Raw genomic sequence first — 15,999 nt, 5'->3', positions numbered from 1 at the left:
AAGTTGGACTTAATCCTTTAAAACTCCATCCCTTTAAGTATAACAACGATTCCAAAGATGGGAGGAAATTCTTTCATAGTCAGAAGATAATTACTTAGAAAAAATCCACTAATCCTGATTAATAGTTGTTCTATACTTAGGAAACACGGAAAGTAACAGAGTAAGAACATGAAGCTTCTCTGCCTTATCATCTTATTGATGATTAATCTTAATGTTTCCGCCAACCAAACCATCGTTTTTGCGGTGCCAAAGTATGATCCACCCTATGTAATGGGCGGAACCCCGGAAGTTCTTGAAGGTTTTGACATCAATTTAGTTAAAGAAATTTGCTCAAGATTGAGCTGGAACTGCAGTTTTAAGCGTTTTGCCATTCCCGATTTATTTGAGGCTCTGTTCAATAATGAAGCGGACTATATTATTGGCGGAATGGTGATTACCGCTGAACGACGACAGCAATTCCGCTTTAGTCTTCCTTACATGATTTGCTATGGCGGCTTTACAACCCTAAAGGAGAGTCCCATTCACGCTCCAGAAGATTTACTGGGGAAAAAAGTCGGGATAGTCAAAGAGCGGGAATATGGTCGCTATTTATCGGAAAATTTCGGCAACAAATTTGAACTCATCCCCTTTGACACCTATCCCGATATTTTCCTGGCTCTGAAAAACGGACAAATTGATGCTATATTTGGCAATTATTACAGCCTCTTATTTTTACAGCATCAATACCCTGATGAAGTGAATGTGCTGGATGTTCGCTATCCTGTGGGGGAGGGTTTAGGTATTGCCACTTTGCCAGCAAATGAAGAACAAATAAAGCAAATCAATCAAGTTTTACTGCAAATACAAGCCGACGGGACATTCGTAAAATTATATAATTATAATTTTGAGTTTTTCATTAATAACACTAATTAGAAGGTTCATTATCCACGTTCTTCAATTTCCAGCGCTTATGCAGCCAATGCCATTGTTCAGGATGAGCCAAAATAATGCGCTCCAAAGCTTGATTATATGCCAAGGTATTCTGATAAATGGATTCTTGAATTGTAGGATAATCCTGCCAATAAATGGGATCATGGAATTCAAGCACATGCCTGCCGTTTGGTAATCGGTAACCCGCAGCAGGTACTACCGGTACTCCTGTGTGGCGAGCCAGAGTGGCTAAGCTGCGGTAAGTTCCTGCCTTTTTACCAAAAAATTCAACGGCGACACCATCTCGATTGGCTAATGAAGCATGCTGATCCAAGACAAACACTACGGCATGATTTTGATCCAGTGCATTACAAACCTGATCCAGAGAATTTTTCTTGGGAATGACATTCAAGCCTGCTTGATAATAGCGACGAAACAACAAGCGCTCCAGGGCTTTACTCCCCAAAGTTCGACGAATAAAATGAAACTGCCCTTTAAACTCTTCAAAATTTAATATGCCACCTAAAGGAGCAAATTCCCAATTGCCAAAATGGCCGGTCAGTATCAACACACCGCGGTTTTGCGCGACAATGTCCAACAGACGTTGATAGCCTTTAACATCCACCCGTTCCTTCAGTTTTTTTTCACTCATAAAGCGTAATTGGACGATTTCTTTAATCGACATCGCCATATGCGAGTAAAATGCTTTGGCTAAACGCTTTTTTTGGGCAGCATTAAGTTGATGGCCGAAAACAAGATTAATATTAGCCTGGACAATGGAGCGACGATAAGGCAAAAAATGATAGAGAAATCGCCCCATTAAACTCACAGGCAAATTATTTATTCGTGAGGCAAGTTCAGTCACAGGATTTCATCACCAAACAAGAATTAATGCTGGCGAAGCCGCGATTGATAATCATAGCGGTTTTATGCCTATCTAAATGGCGATGCTCTTTGCTAAGATTCAACCGAGCACAACTAGGTGCTGGCTCAGATAAATTGGCAATGCCAGGCAAACATTTTTGCTGTAAAGCATAGCTGGTTAAAACCGCATCAAGAATACCAGAAGCGGTTATGGTATGTCCGGTAGACCATTTAAAGGCAGTCACTGGCGTATCACCTAGAACTTCATGGATTGCTAAGGCTTCACTTTCATCTGATTTAATATTGCCATTTCCATGAGCTACAACAAAATCGATGTCTGCACGCGAAAGTTGCGCCTCATCTAGTGTTCTGGTTAAAACTTCGGAAAGACTTTTTGCATCGGCTTCAAGTGAAAATAGGCCAGCCGCTTCACTGGCTGTTAACCCTGCTGCAACTTCAGCATAACATACGGCAGAACGCCTTTTAGCACTTTCTTCACTTTCTAATACCAATGCAGCCGCGCCTTCAGCTAAGATGGTGCCGTCATGTTCTTTATCAAATGGTTTCAAATGACGTGGGCTAATCACACCTAGCTTTTCGTAATAAAATAATGCTTGAGGTTCAAGCCCCATATCATAACCTACCACCACGGCACGCTCGGCTTGCCCCTGTTTGATGGCATGAAACGCTTCGAGAATAGCTTGAATGCTGCCTGCTGCATGATTGGTGATGTTGTGATTAGGTCCTTTAAACGAGTAGGTAATGCCGGTGTAAGCCAAAACATTATTTGGCAGAATTCGCAACAACCACATGGGATGTACTTCATTAAACAATTCTTTAGCAAAAGCTTTCATATCGCCATTGGTTTTTGCGACCAAAGGCAGAAAATCATCCTGTTGAAAGTATTTATTTCCTGGGGAACCAACAAAAACAGCCGTTTTATCATTGAATACACGGGTGGTATCTTCATCCAGAGACTCCCGGTAATTGAGAAGGCCACTATGATTCACTGCTTGCATGGCTGCATTGATACCCATTACGTCTTGTCGAGAGATGACTTTTAGTAATTTTCTATCTGGCAGCATTTTAGCCGGTTGAAAATTTTTAAGCTCAGCCCCAAGTCGATACTCCCAATGGGATAAATCCCATTGTTTAATTTCTTCAATGCCGCTTTGCCCTTGAAGAAGTGCACTCCAAGTGCTGTCTGCGTTCTCGCCAGTGGCGGTCAGGGCACCTAAGCCCGTTATATAAACTCGGTTAGAGCTCATGCTTTACTTCTCCCAAATTCAGGATGCTTAAAGAGGAGGCAACTGTTTGAACCGCCAAAGCCAAAGGAATTTGAGAGCACTACCCCTAAGGATTTTTCTCGGGGGCCATCACAAACGTAATCCAAATCGCATTCTGGGTCGGGCGTGGTTAAATTCGCTGTTTTGGGGATCTGTGCATGTTCTATGGCAAGAACGGACAGAACGGCTTCAAGAGCACCTGCAGCAGCAATCAAATGACCGGTTTGGCTTTTCGTTGAGCTAACTGGCAAGGATTGCGTATGTTCATTAAAAACGGCTTTAATGGCATTGGTCTCGCTAAGATCATTCATTTTTGTGGAGGTGCCGTGAGCATTGATGTAATCCACATGGGCAGGTTTCACTCCAGCATCTATAAGTGCACGTTCAATGGCTTGTATTGCCCCATCACCATTAGGATGAGAATCGGTAATGCGGTAGGAGCTTAATGAGTTACCCTCTCCGGCCAATTCTGCATAGATTTTAGCCCCACGTGCCTTGGCTTTGTCCCATTCCTCCAGTATCAGAAAAGCAGCCCCCTCACCCAGCACAAAGCCGTTTCGAGTTGCGTCAAAAGGTCTGCTGGCCGTTTCTGGGCTATCGTTGTAGGTGGATAAAGCACCCAATAAACAAAAACTGGATAAACCCAGAGGGCTAATCATTGAATCAAAACCGCCCGCCAACATGTAATCCGCATCACCCCGGCGGATCACCTGCATCGCAAGGCCCAAAGCCTGGCCGCCGGAGGCACAAGCAGTATGTACTGAAGAAGCATAACCTTGAATGCCAAATTGTTGAATCAATAAAGATAATCCAGTATTTGAAGTGGTTTTGCCAAAATCCACCAGACGATAAAATTGTTGAGACTGATGTTGGAGCGCACTCCAATCGATACGACCGTCTAATCCACAAGTACGCTGAAAACGTTGTAAATACTCAAATTCAGCAGTCATCATGCCACTTCCGGTTACCACTCCCCAGCGTCTGGATGTTTGCTCACTGGGTCGGATGCCCGCATCTTCCATCGCCTGGTAAGCCGCAGCCAAGGCAAATTGAGTAAAGGACATTGCAAAACGACAATGTTTTCCTTTTATGGCTTCAGGAAGTTTGAAACCCTTAACTTCTGCCGCAATGTGAGTCGGAAAAGAGCTGGCATCAAACTGTTGTATTTCAGCAATGCCGGATCGCCCTGCCATCAAATTAGTCCAGATTGACTGGACGTCATTTCCCAATGGGGAAACAGCGCCTAATCCGGTGATTGCCACTCGTCTATTGCTCATTTTTATTACCTTGTAGTCATGACCACATCGAGGACACAAACTCGTTTAGCCTCAACTTCACTGCGAAAACTTAGAATTAATTGCTCATCATTTTTTTCTTTTAGCTTCACCTGGCACTGCACCACGTCCCCTGGGTGAATAAAATCATTCATTTTTATTTTGCGAAGTTCACTAATGTGATAGCCAGTAAAACCCGCTCGCCTTATAAATTCCCGGGCCAAGTTCAGTTTGCATTCCAATAACACAGTCATGGGCAATACTGGTTTATTCGGGAAATGATCTGGAAAGTAAGGCGCTGCCCGGGTGATTCTTTTTTCCGCGATTAGACATACACCTGGTTCACAGCTAAGTATGTGCTCAAAGTTGAAGCAGGGCAGATTATCCTTAGAGGTCAAGAATGGGTTCAAAGCCAATTTTCTTGCTGTTTTATGCTGCGTTTCAGGCCATTCCCCAGGGCGATTGATTTCCTGGAATTGACGGCGGATTTCTTCATCACTGATGAAATCTTGCATAGGCAATAAAGGGCCTAAAGCCCCTTCAACGGTGAAAACAATATCCTGTCCCACCTTGGCAACGCTGTTATAGAGAACCGCGCTTTCATCCAAACGTTCAATGACTGATTCCAACTCCAGAGTTTCGCCTACATAAGCCGGTCGATGCAATTTCGCACTGGCTACGACTCCAGCAACAGGGCGCATGCTAAAACCATTAAACTGCATTACATTCCAAGCGGCCAATTGCCCAAGAGTTTCACCGATCAAGGAAGGAATGAAACAAAACTCCCCATTGTCAGCAATTTGAAGATAAAAATCATCTTGGGTTATGTGTTTGATCCCACGGGTTAATTCCCCTGGGATTAATTGCAAAACTCTGTCGACAAATAAAAACCGCATTAGGCTATACTTTCACAAGCTTTTTGTTCATTCACGGCAACCATCACCAGCTTACAAAAGGTTTCCACGGTAAATAGAGTCGGGATTTCGTTGACCTTCATATTGGCTTTAAAATGTTCAGCAGGCACTTCACTTAAGTAATTTCTAAGAGCTTGCATGCCTTTTGCTGTTAACACACCACCCTTTTCAAATTCATCCTCAGCCAAATCGCCACGGGCATTTTTTTCCAACTGACCACGAGGAATTTTGATGGAAAATTCTTTTTCAAGTTGAAAAACCAGATCAAGAAAATCAATGGATTCAGCACCTAAATCACTTATCAAGCGGCTGTTTAAAGAAATTTCTTCTTCATCAATAACCAGCACATCAGCGATAATTTCCCTCACCTTAGGGTACAGGCTTTCAACATTCATATTCATCCCCAGAACTCAATAATTCTTAAAAGCTCCAGAGTATATCATATCTTTTTTAAAGAGAGCTATGCAGAAAAAGCCAAAGCTCTATTTATCTTACCCTAACTTTCACCCAATTCTTTTTGCAATCATTCTTTGAATTTCTCACATGCTGGTGGAACTGCAAATGAGTTTAAAAATAATAATGCTAATCTATAAAAAAAGGCGATTATCCCCTATACTTTCGAGCTACTACAGCGACCTCAATGGTACCACTTGCATAAAACTTGGAACATAATGCATCAAAGAATAAAAACATTTGCCCTATTTCTTTTTATCTTCTCAACTTTTTTGCAAGCTAGCACCGCTTTCCAGGCACAAGGCCCAGATTCAACTCATGATAACCAACGATTTCGTGATGCAATCGTTTCTTATGTGAGAGCAGTCGCCAATCATAGCATTTTAAAAACGAAGCTAATCTCTAATCCCTTTAATGAATGGGAAGATCGCTACCAGGGTTCACGCTGGAGCGTGCAAGTTACAATTTTTAATCGGGGACAACCAATTGGTCAAGGAAGCTCGCAAGACGATCGCTTGCAAGAAGTCATTCGTAAAGCAACCGAAGAGGCCCTAAGTCATAGCAACTTGAAACCCATCACAGCGACAGATTTGGCGAATTTCCGCTTTGAAGTCGACTTCAGCTACTACCCTAAACAATATTATTCTTTTATTGAATACGCCGGCAAGGGTTTGGAGCTCAGTGGAAGTCGAGTTGCGATTCGCTCTTTGGATAATCAATTGCTGCTCAAGCAAATTCAAAATAGCCAACAATATTTGCTCCGAATGATGCATCCTACCCTTCATGGTTTTGCAAAGCATTATGACGCAGAATTGGATAAAACCGATCCAGTACTACGCACCATTTACTCCGCATCAAGCCTTTATACTCTTCTTAAGCTCTATGAATTCAACCATGATGAGCAACTTGAACAACAGTTCAGACCCATTGCACAATTTTTATTGTTTATGCAAATCGATACAGGGCCAAATGCGGGAGGATTTTATTATTCCTACAATTTGAAATCCAAGAAAAAAAGCTGTCGAGCGGTCGTAGGCACAGCCTCAAAAACCATATTCACTCTACTTGAATTGCATCGTTTTTATCATGATGAGCAATATTTATTGGCTGCGGAAAAAGCTGGGGATTGGTTGTTGTCCATGATTAAGGAAGATGGGCAAGTTACAGCCGTTGCAACCTGCAAAGCCAATGTCTGGCAATACAATCAAAACCAATCCTATTTGTATTCTGGTCAAGTATTATCCGCCCTCTCCCGCCTTTATGCAGCAACAAAAGAAGCGCGTTATTATCAAGGAGCCAGCAAAATCGCCCAGCGATTTAGCATAGAGGCTAAAAAACAGCATTTATTCGTTGGGGATGATTATCGGCCGAAAAACAGCATTTCCACGAGTTGGCTGCTAATGTCTATGATTGATTATGCCCAAATTAATGAGCAACCTCAGTACATTGAGCTCATCAAACAATTGGCCGCGGTGATCCTATCGATGCAAATTACTGACCGTCATGACGTTTATCTTTTTGGGCGCTATCGGGATACACGTAAAGCAAGTGGGAATGGTTGGATTACTGAAGTCATGGGTAATGTTTATGAATTTTGCAAGAATAAACACTTAACACATTGCGCTTCCTATCGAAAAGCAATGATTTTATCTGCACGTTGGTTGATTCAAAACTCCTACAGCCCCGCAAACAGCTATGATATTAGGAACCCAAGTCATGCGATTGGTGGTTTCATCAGCTTTTTTCCCAATAAATTAATTCGTACTGATGCAGTTTGTCATGGAATCAATGGTTTGTTGACGTTGGTCAAAGCCATAGGTAGTCCACATCAGCCGTTTTTAAATGTCCCTGAACGTCCTTTAGCCGATATTTTACCTTCTTTGCGTGCTGGGAGTGGTCTGCCCTCCTGATAGAGATAAAGCAATGAGGATTCAGAATTTTGCCATTGCACATTCATTTCATTGCGTTATTGACGCTGCTCCACTCCAGTATTGGCATTGAGCTCGCAGATTAGATTTAACCGACCCGACTGTAACCTGCATCAACAAATAGTGTATGGGCATTAATCATTTTTGCCTCGGGCAGGCATAATAGGTAGATTGCATCCGCAACGTGCGCAGGTGTTAAGGGCTCTGCCGATAGCGAGTGCGCTTGATACTCATCCAGCAATTGTTCACGGTTAGGGAAATGCTTCAATGCATCAGTGTCCACCACTCCAGCTGAAACCGTGTTAACAGTAATGCCCACTGGAGCTAACTCAAGACTCAGTGAGCGGACCAAAGCTTCAAGCGCGGCTTTAGAAGCACCAATAAAGGCATAATTCGGAATGGCTCTTGAGGCTCCCAGGCTGGATAATGCAATGACACGACTGTTGACTGGCATTAACTCTCGACCTTCTGAGACCAGATGGTTCAGTGCTAATGCATTGGTTTCCATGCACCAGCGCCAATGTTTTGTTGACATTTTTAAAGCCGGCTTTAACACTCCGCTGGCTGCATTACTGATTAGAAAATGAAGTTGATTAAAATGTTCGCGATATTGGGCAAACAGGTCTTTTACAGATTGATGATCAGCGACATTGGCTTGGATAGCTATTGCTTTACGACCCAATTGCTGAATTTCCTGAACTAAAGCCAAAGCCTCATCTGAGCTATTATAGTAGACAATCGCAACATCACAGCCGGCATGAGCCAATTTTAAAGCCGTTGCTTTACCGATACCACGCGCACCGCCAGTCACGAGCGCGACTTTATTAGCAAAAACCAAACTCATAGCTCTTCCATTGGACTAAAATGCAGCAAACTACAGCGATTTGCTTCTTCTGTCAATAATGATTGTCTTTCAGACAAGATATTCTTGTTTGTTGCACGCTAACTTTGTACCATCTGTGCATGAGATTATAAGTGCATTCTGTTGATGAAGTATTCTTGGTTACAAACAGTTTTCCCAATTGCCGCCATTTTTTCCTTTCGCATGCTGGGTTTGTTTATGTTAATTCCGGTATTTACCGTTTTAGCCAAACAATTAGAGGATGCTACACCCGCTTTAACTGGGTTGGCCTTAGGCAGCTATGGACTCACTCAAGGCTTATTGCAAATGCCTTTGGGCATGCTTTCTGATCGGTTTGGCAGAAAACCCATTTTGACCCTCGGATTACTGCTCTTTGCCTTGGGAAGCCTTCTTGGAGCATTTAGCCATTCAATTTATAGCATGATTATTGCCCGTACTTTACAAGGCACAGGGGCTATCGGCAGTGTTTTAATCGCTCTGATTGCCGATCTTACCCCGGATGAACAACGTACAAAAGCCATGGCAGTCATTGGTATGACCATAGGTTTATCCTTTAGTTTAGCCATGATTATAAGCCCAGCCCTGACTCATCATTTTGGCTTGGCTGGAATTTTCTATTTAACCGCAGGCTTAGCCTTGCTGGGTTTGCTTTTACTTCATTTAATCATTCCAACGCCTGCCAAAGAGCGTTTCCATGGTGACAGCGAGGCCAATCCAACTTATTTTAAAACGGTAATCTCCAATAGACATTTACAACGATTGAATTTGGGCATTTTTTTCCAGCATTTCATTTTAACTTCAACCTTTTATGCCATCCCTCTTCTTTTGCAACAGCAGATTAGGCTTGGACATTTGCATCAACAATGGCATTTTTATCTGCCAATCATGTTCATCTCCTTTATGCTCATGGTTCCTTTCATTATTCTTGCTGAGAAAAAAAGACAAATGAAAGTTGTTTTTTGCAGTGCTGTATTGCTAACGGCGGCAACGCAGTTTCTTTTAGTTTTCTATAATCTGTCCTGGTTCATCCTTTGTGCCTTAATGCTTATTTATTTCATCGCTTTTAATGTTTTGGAAGCAACGTTACCGTCCTTAATTTCAAAGCAGGCCAACCCAGGTATGAAAGGCACCGCTATGGGAATTTATTCAAGCAGCCAATTCCTTGGAATTTTTTTGGGCGGTACTTTTGCGGGCCTTCTATACCAGTTAACCGGTAGTGCTGGAATATTTATGATCAATGGTCTCCTTGGCGGTTTATGGTTGATTGTTGCTTTATTTATGAAGCCTAATATTTATCTGAGTAATCTGACTCTACCTTATTCCGCCAAGGCAAATGATATTGAGCTGATTGTAAGCCGCCTAAAAACGCTTAAGGGAGTAATCGATTTTAGCGTCGCTGAATCTGAACAAGTCATTTACCTTCGTGTGGATAAAACGCAATATGTTGATGGCAGTGCCGGGCAATTGCTGGCAGAATATTCAAACTCGACCAGCTGATTATATACTGCATTGCTACCCCTGTTCTTTGTCTACGCAATTCCGGGCAGATTCGCTATAATTCAGCTCTAACTTTCGCACAGGAGAAAATAATGGCACGTGGTATTAACAAAGTCATCTTAATAGGCAATGTGGGCGTGGATCCCGATGTGAGATACATGCCAAATGGCAATGCCGTCACCACGATATCGCTTGCAACCAGCGAGACATGGAAGGATAAACAAACGGGTGATAAACAAGAACGCACTGAATGGCATCGAGTAGTTTGCTTTAATCGCTTGGGTGAAATCGCAGGTGAATACGTGCGTAAAGGCTCTAAATTATACGTCGAAGGCAGTTTGCGCACCCGTAAGTGGCAAGACCAACAAGGACAAGATCGCTACACCACCGAAATAGTTGCCGCAGACATTCAAATGCTCGATGGCAAATCAGGCTCAGCAAGCTATGAGGATATGCCCATGGCGAACCAACAAATGCCAGCTCAAGGCAGCCGAAAACCTCAAGCTATGCCAGCAGCACAAGATGCTTTTGATGAGCTCGACGACGACATTCCTTTTTAATTTAAGTTGACATGAAAGGTACTTAAGCCAGAACAAATCTTCGGATGCGACCTGGCTTAACCGACAAAATTGCAGCTATGAGCAACAGATATGAGCGATTTGGTAACGATTAAGCAATTTAACATCATCGGGCAAGATGAAAGAGGATTGACCGCGGAATGTTTCTTAAGCCGCAAGCAGGATAAGTTTGTTTATATAAGCCGAAAAGCAGGAACTGTATCAGGAAATACTTATCATCAAGGTAAATCAGAAGGCACCCATCCGAAAATATTTGTTGTCCTCTCCGGGCGAATTAAGTTCTCCTACCGCAAAATTGGCACTGCTCATGTAAGCAGTATAGAAATTGCTGCTCCGGCCCAAATAGAGGTGCTTCCCTATGTCACTCATAAGGTAGAGGCCTTGGAACATTGTGTGATTTTAGAATGCAACTCCCTATCAGACATTAAAGAAGACCGTATACGCGAAGAGGTGTGATGTTTATCCGTTACCACTTGGCTGAGAGCTTCTGTTTAATAATTCCTTGATAGCTTGTACCCTCATTAAAATGCTCTTCAATTTATGTGCAGCAATGCCTATCTATGGTACTGCTTATCATCTGCTTAAGCCTTTAGTCGGCAAGGTAAGCATTTCAATATAAAGGCTTATGTCAAGATCGCTTCAATCAAAAAGTAGATTTTTACTTCTATTCGAAAACAGGCTCGCTTTGAATTTACTGCTTTAAGGGCATGAACGCTCACTGTTTATTCATCAGCAATTATTGAGGGGCAAACGGACTGGAATTGCAAGTTAGATTAGCTACTTTGCCTATGCATCGATGGGATAACTAAGCATAGATTTTCTGCTGTAATGGTTTGCAATTCAACGGGTTGAGTCATCAGGTTTAAGCCCAACATGGTAATATTTATTAAGACATAAGGGCAGAAGCTTTACCGTGGGCATAATTATCACGACAGGCAAAACATTCAATGTAATTGAACGCAAATACAGGGTTGTTACGGCAGCCTGCCAAGCTCCCCGAAGTATGTACTTTTGTAGATTAATTGAATCAGTTTGAGGGATAAAAAAATGCCCGCTTAGGCGGGCATTTTTTATTGGCTTATTCTTCCGAATCGCTATCCGCAACTGGTCTGTCAACCAACTCAACGATAGCCATTGGTGCATTGTCGCCAGCGCGATAACCACACTTTAATACTCTTACATAGCCACCTGGGCGCTCAACATATCGTGGACCTAAGATGGTGAAGAGCTTTCCAACAGCGCTTTTAGAACGTAGTCTATCAAAAACATAACGTCTGGAGGCAACTGAGTCGGATTTGCTCTTTGTGATAAGAGGCTCAATGTAAGTACGCAGTTCTTTTGCTTTAGGCAATGTAGTTTTAATCAACTCATGCTCAATAAGAGAGTTACACATGTTTGAAAACATGGCCTTTTTATGGCTGCTGGTTCGGCTAAAACTACGGCCTGAGTTACGGTGACGCATGACAAAACTCCTAAATATTATTCGCCAAGATTAGCTGGCGGCCAATTTTCTAGCTTCATTCCCAATGATAAAGAGCGTGAAGCGAGTACGTCTTTAATTTCAGTGAGAGATTTTTTACCTAAATTTGGTGTCTTCAACAATTCATTTTCGGTTTTTTGAACGAGATCACCAATATAATATATATTTTCTGCTTTCAGGCAGTTTGCAGATCGAACAGTTAATTCGAGATCATCTACTGGTCTTAACAAAATGGGATCAAATTCATTTCGCTCTTTATTGTCAGTTCGAGATTCCTCAAATTTCATATCTACGAATGCATGCAATTGTCGTTGCAAGATAGAAGCAGAGATGCGAATAGCTTCCTCTGGATCCAAAGTGCCATCCGTTTCCAGATCGATGGTTAGCTTATCGAGGTCAGTTCTGTTTTCAACACGAGCGCTGTCAACGAAATAAGCCACTTTTTTGACAGGAGAAAAGCTGTTGTCTACCTTTAACTTACCGACTGACTTGTGCTCAATTTCATCATCAAAATTACGAATGAAAGAATCAGTAGAATGGAAGCCAACACCCTTTTCAATCTTTAAAGTCATGTTCAGCTTGCCATTTTCATTCAATGTTGCAATAACAAGCTCAGGGTTAATGATCTCCTGGCCATGTGTTAGTTGAATGTCTCCGGCAGTAACCTGGCATGGACCTTCCTTACTCAAAGTCAGGAATGCTTCATTTCCTGTTGTAAGTTTAATAGCAACTTGCTTAAGATTTAAAAGAATGTCCACTACATCTTCTTGTACGCCTTCAATAGTGCTGTATTCATGCAAAACACCATCAATAGCTACTTCGGTAATCGCATACCCAGGCATGGAAGACAAAAGAATTCGTCTTAATGCATTACCAAGTGTATGGCCATAGCCACGCTCTAAAGGCTCAAGAACGACGCGTGAGTGGTAAGGCGACTTCGCATCTACTTTAAGCACAGATGGCGTCATCATTTCATGTATGTCCATTCGGTTTGTCTCCGAGCTTACTTAGAGTAAAGTTCTACTACTAAATTAACGTTATAATAACTAGCTAAGTCATTTAGAGTAGGCGTTGAGCTAAAGGTACCTTTCATCGCTCCTGAATCAACCGTTAACCAATCACAGGGAGCACGTTGTTCAGAAAGAGCAATAGCAGCCTGTACACGCCCTTGTCCTTTAGCCTTTTGACGAATAGAAACGACGTCACCAGGTTTAACCAGATAAGATGGAATGTTGACCACTTCATCATTAACCAGAATTGCTTTATGCGCTACCAACTGTCTTGCTTCGGCACGTGTGGAAGCAAATCCCATGCGGTAAACAACATTATCCAGACGACGTTCAAGAAGCATCATCAAGTTTTCACCAGTTGAACCAGCTTGACGTGAAGCTTTTTTGTAATAGTTGTGGAATTGTCTTTCCAAGACCCCATAAAGGCGTCTAATTTTTTGTTTCTCACGCAACTGAATACCGTAATCGCTTAAGCGCGGTTTATTTCCAGCATGTTGCCCAGGTAACCTTTCAATTTTACACTTGGATTTTAAATCGCGAACTCCGCTTTTCAAGTATAAATCAGCACCTTCTCTTCTTGATAATTTACATTTTGGACCAAGATATCTAGCCATTAAAAACTCCTGAATTTATACGCGACGTTTCTTAGGTGGCTTACATCCATTATGAGGTATGCCAGTCACATCGGTTATTTCAACAATTTTGAAATCCTGAGAAATAAGCTCACGAATGGTAGATTCGCGGCCTGGTCCAGGACCATCAATAAGTACTGCAACTGATTTCATGCCATACTCTTTAGCAACGGCAGAAGCTCGTTCAGTCGCTACTTGCGCAGCATAAGGTGTGCTTTTTCGCGAACCACGAAATCCAGAGCCACCAGCAGTAGCCCAGCATAGAGCATTACCTTGACGATCAGTAAAAGTAACAATGGTATTGTTAAAAGAAGCATGAATATGGACGATACCGTCAGATACCACGCGTTTTACTTTTTTTCTAGTTTTTTGCTGTTTTGCCTTATTTATAGCCATCTTTTGTTCCTACATAAAATTAGATATTGCTACCTTTACGTCGCCCTTTACGAGTACGAGCATTGGTTTTAGTACGCTGCCCTCGTAATGGCAAACCACGACGATGCCGTAGTCCACGGTAGCAGCCTAAATCCATAAGCCGTTTGATATTCATTGTTACAACACGACGTAAGTCACCTTCTACAGTCATCTTGGCAATTTCTGTACGTAGGGCTTCAATCTTATCTTCAGATAACTGAGATACTTTAGTTGCTGCATCAATACCTACAGCTTTACATAAATTGATTGCCGTAGTTTTACCAATACCATAAATGGAGGTAAGTGCTATCACGATGTGCTTATGATCCGGTATATTAACACCTGCAATACGAGCCATTAGTCTCTCCGAACGTTATTTTGCTCTGCCACAAAGGGACAGAAGAATACTATTATAATGAACTAAAATCAAGCAAAGCTTAACCTTGCTTTTGCTTATGCCTTGCATCTTTACAGATAACGCGGATAGTTCCATTACGCTTAATAATTTTGCAGTTACGACAAAGTCGCTTTACTGATGCTCTAACTTTCATTAAAAACTCCGATAAGAATCATAAAAGACCGGGCAACTTAGTCCCTTTTAAATTGGCTTTTTTCATCAAAGAATCATATTGTTGAGTCATTAGATGAGCCTGCACTTGCGCTACAAAATCCATAATTACTACAACTATGATTAATAGCGAAGTTCCGCCAAAGTAAAATGGTACATGCCAGGTATACATCAAAATTTGTGGCAGTAAACACACCAATACCAAATACAGTGCACCTATCAAAGTCAACCGCGTCATGACAGAATCAATATAACGGGTGGTTTGTTCACCAGGTCTGATACCTGGAATATAAGCTCCTGATTTTTTTAGATTATCGGCAGTATCTTTTGGATTGAAAACCAATGCCGCATAGAAAAAAGCAAAGAATAATATTGCAGCAGCATAAATGATAAGGTAAAGCGGTTGACCTGGTGATAACGCCATACCGATATCAGCTAACCAATCCATTCCTTTCCCTTTTGCAAAAAATTGTGCAAGCGTGGCAGGCAACAAAATAATGCTGGAAGCGAAAATAGGTGGAATCACACCTGACATATTAATCTTTAATGGCAGATGGCTTGTTTGGGCAGCATATACTTTACGTCCATGAGTACGCTGAGCATAGTTGACCCGAATTCGCCTTTGAGCCCTTTCCATAAAGACCACAAAGCCAGTAACAACCACGACAATTACACCAATTAGCAGCAAGGTTAATGCTTGCATTTGGCCTTCTCTAACCTGTTGAAAGACAGATGCAATAGCATGAGGCATGCTGGATACAATACCCGAAAAGATAATGAGGGAAATTCCATTGCCCACGCCCTTTTCAGTGATTTGCTCCCCGAGCCACATTAGAAACATTGTTCCTGTAACAAGAGTAACCACAGCGGTGAAATAGAAGAAAAGATCAGCATGCAAAGCAATTTGTTGACCCGCTAACCAACGAGCCATTCCAAGAGATTGGAAGATGGCCAGGAGTAGAGTCAGATAACGTGTATACTGATTAATCTTTCTTTTTCCAGATTCACCTTCTTTCTTAAGCTGCTCCAGTTTTGGCGAAACAACTGAAAATAATTGAATAATAATGGAGGCTGAAATATATGGCATTATCCCTATAGCAAACACAGTAACCCGAGATAAAGCTCCACCAGAAAACATATTAAACAAACCAAAAATGGTATTTTGCTGCTCACCAAAAAAATTGGCTAACTTCTGTGGATCTAATCCAGGAACCGGTATGTGCGCACCTAATCTATAAACCAAAATTCCAAGCACAACAAAAATTAGCCTGGACTTTAGTTCTGCCAATCCACCACGGGATTGGCTTGATGATTGCCTCTGGTTATTCAT

Annotated in this window: 18 protein-coding genes; 5 read left to right on the top strand and 13 right to left on the bottom strand. The window is 42.0% G+C overall.

Annotation, left to right across the window (positions count from 1 at the left end; all coding sequences use genetic code 11):
* The first annotated feature begins 168 nt into the window (after positions 1–168).
* Positions 169–912 (top strand): transporter substrate-binding domain-containing protein, encoded by a 744-nt coding sequence (locus tag EL203_RS01445; RefSeq protein WP_058471350.1) that lies wholly within the window; start codon positions 169–171, stop codon positions 910–912.
* Here the strand turns inward: EL203_RS01445 and EL203_RS01440 are convergent.
* From EL203_RS01440 to EL203_RS01420, 5 genes are read right to left on the bottom strand one after another with little or no spacing between them, the layout of a single operon-like run.
* Positions 905–1,729 carry a lysophospholipid acyltransferase family protein gene (locus tag EL203_RS01440; RefSeq protein ID WP_375232627.1) on the bottom strand — a complete coding sequence of 275 codons (825 nt, stop codon included), beginning with the start codon at positions 1,727–1,729 and terminating at the stop codon, positions 905–907. The two genes, EL203_RS01445 and EL203_RS01440, sit on opposite strands and share 8 nt — an antisense overlap.
* Positions 1,730–1,766: 37 nt before the next feature.
* A complete protein-coding gene (locus tag EL203_RS01435; RefSeq protein ID WP_058471352.1) occupies positions 1,767–3,041 on the bottom strand; it encodes a beta-ketoacyl-[acyl-carrier-protein] synthase family protein in 1,275 nt (424 codons plus the stop codon).
* Entirely contained in the window at positions 3,038–4,336 is a 1,299-nt protein-coding gene (locus EL203_RS01430) for a beta-ketoacyl-[acyl-carrier-protein] synthase family protein (RefSeq protein WP_058471353.1), read from the bottom strand. Before EL203_RS01430 ends, EL203_RS01435 begins: the two co-directional genes overlap by 4 nt.
* A gap of 5 nt (positions 4,337–4,341) precedes the next feature.
* The gene (locus EL203_RS01425) at positions 4,342–5,229 is read right to left on the bottom strand and encodes a hydroxymyristoyl-ACP dehydratase (protein WP_058471354.1); all 888 of its coding nucleotides are present in this window, start codon (positions 5,227–5,229) and stop codon (positions 4,342–4,344) included.
* Positions 5,229–5,642: an acyl carrier protein gene (locus EL203_RS01420; protein WP_058472226.1), complete on the bottom strand. Its 414-nt coding sequence runs from the start codon at positions 5,640–5,642 to the stop codon at positions 5,229–5,231. Before EL203_RS01420 ends, EL203_RS01425 begins: the two co-directional genes overlap by 1 nt.
* A 276-nt stretch (positions 5,643–5,918) precedes the next feature.
* Between EL203_RS01420 and EL203_RS14545 the strand changes: the two genes are divergently transcribed.
* On the top strand, positions 5,919–7,610 hold the full coding sequence (locus tag EL203_RS14545) for a glycoside hydrolase family 76 protein (RefSeq protein WP_058471355.1): 1,692 nt from the start codon (positions 5,919–5,921) through the stop codon (positions 7,608–7,610).
* A gap of 106 nt (positions 7,611–7,716) precedes the next feature.
* Here EL203_RS14545 and fabL read toward each other — a convergent pair whose 3' ends face one another.
* Entirely contained in the window at positions 7,717–8,472 is a 756-nt protein-coding gene (fabL, locus tag EL203_RS01410; RefSeq protein WP_058471356.1) for an enoyl-[acyl-carrier-protein] reductase FabL, read from the bottom strand.
* A gap of 144 nt (positions 8,473–8,616) precedes the next feature.
* Here fabL and EL203_RS01405 point away from each other — a divergent pair, with 144 nt between their 5' ends.
* From EL203_RS01405 to EL203_RS01395, 3 genes are all read left to right on the top strand, one after another.
* Positions 8,617–9,987 carry an MFS transporter gene (locus tag EL203_RS01405; protein WP_058471357.1) on the top strand — a complete coding sequence of 457 codons (1,371 nt, stop codon included), beginning with the start codon at positions 8,617–8,619 and terminating at the stop codon, positions 9,985–9,987.
* 92 nt (positions 9,988–10,079) lie between these two features.
* Complete coding sequence (gene ssb, locus EL203_RS01400) at positions 10,080–10,547, top strand: single-stranded DNA-binding protein (RefSeq protein ID WP_058471358.1); 468 nt, start codon at positions 10,080–10,082, stop codon at positions 10,545–10,547.
* A gap of 90 nt (positions 10,548–10,637) precedes the next feature.
* On the top strand, positions 10,638–11,021 hold the full coding sequence (locus EL203_RS01395) for a polysaccharide biosynthesis C-terminal domain-containing protein (RefSeq protein ID WP_058471359.1): 384 nt from the start codon (positions 10,638–10,640) through the stop codon (positions 11,019–11,021).
* Positions 11,022–11,643: 622 nt separating this feature from the next.
* Here the strand turns inward: EL203_RS01395 and rplQ are convergent.
* The 7 genes from rplQ to secY form a co-directional block, all read right to left on the bottom strand.
* Complete coding sequence (gene rplQ / locus EL203_RS01390) at positions 11,644–12,027, bottom strand: 50S ribosomal protein L17 (protein ID WP_058471360.1); 384 nt, start codon at positions 12,025–12,027, stop codon at positions 11,644–11,646.
* A gap of 17 nt (positions 12,028–12,044) precedes the next feature.
* Positions 12,045–13,031 (bottom strand): DNA-directed RNA polymerase subunit alpha, encoded by a 987-nt coding sequence (locus tag EL203_RS01385; protein WP_058471361.1) that lies wholly within the window; start codon positions 13,029–13,031, stop codon positions 12,045–12,047.
* Between the two features lie 17 nt (positions 13,032–13,048).
* Positions 13,049–13,669, bottom strand: a complete 621-nt coding sequence (gene rpsD / locus EL203_RS01380) for a 30S ribosomal protein S4 (RefSeq protein ID WP_058471362.1) — start codon at positions 13,667–13,669, stop codon at positions 13,049–13,051.
* A gap of 15 nt (positions 13,670–13,684) precedes the next feature.
* On the bottom strand, positions 13,685–14,083 hold the full coding sequence (gene rpsK, locus EL203_RS01375) for a 30S ribosomal protein S11 (RefSeq protein WP_058471363.1): 399 nt from the start codon (positions 14,081–14,083) through the stop codon (positions 13,685–13,687).
* A gap of 19 nt (positions 14,084–14,102) precedes the next feature.
* The gene (gene rpsM, locus EL203_RS01370) at positions 14,103–14,459 is read right to left on the bottom strand and encodes a 30S ribosomal protein S13 (protein ID WP_058471364.1); all 357 of its coding nucleotides are present in this window, start codon (positions 14,457–14,459) and stop codon (positions 14,103–14,105) included.
* Between the two features lie 79 nt (positions 14,460–14,538).
* Positions 14,539–14,652, bottom strand: coding sequence for a 50S ribosomal protein L36 (rpmJ, locus tag EL203_RS01365; RefSeq protein ID WP_081778074.1), 114 nt, complete (start codon positions 14,650–14,652; stop codon positions 14,539–14,541).
* Between the two features lie 18 nt (positions 14,653–14,670).
* Positions 14,671–15,999, bottom strand: a complete 1,329-nt coding sequence (gene secY, locus EL203_RS01360) for a preprotein translocase subunit SecY (protein ID WP_058471365.1) — start codon at positions 15,997–15,999, stop codon at positions 14,671–14,673.

The organism is Legionella jordanis, from assembly GCF_900637635.1.
GTDB lineage: Bacteria > Pseudomonadota > Gammaproteobacteria > Legionellales > Legionellaceae > Tatlockia > Tatlockia jordanis.
Note: the sequence above shows the minus strand (reverse complement) of the source record. Positions and strands in the feature narration are given on the sequence as shown.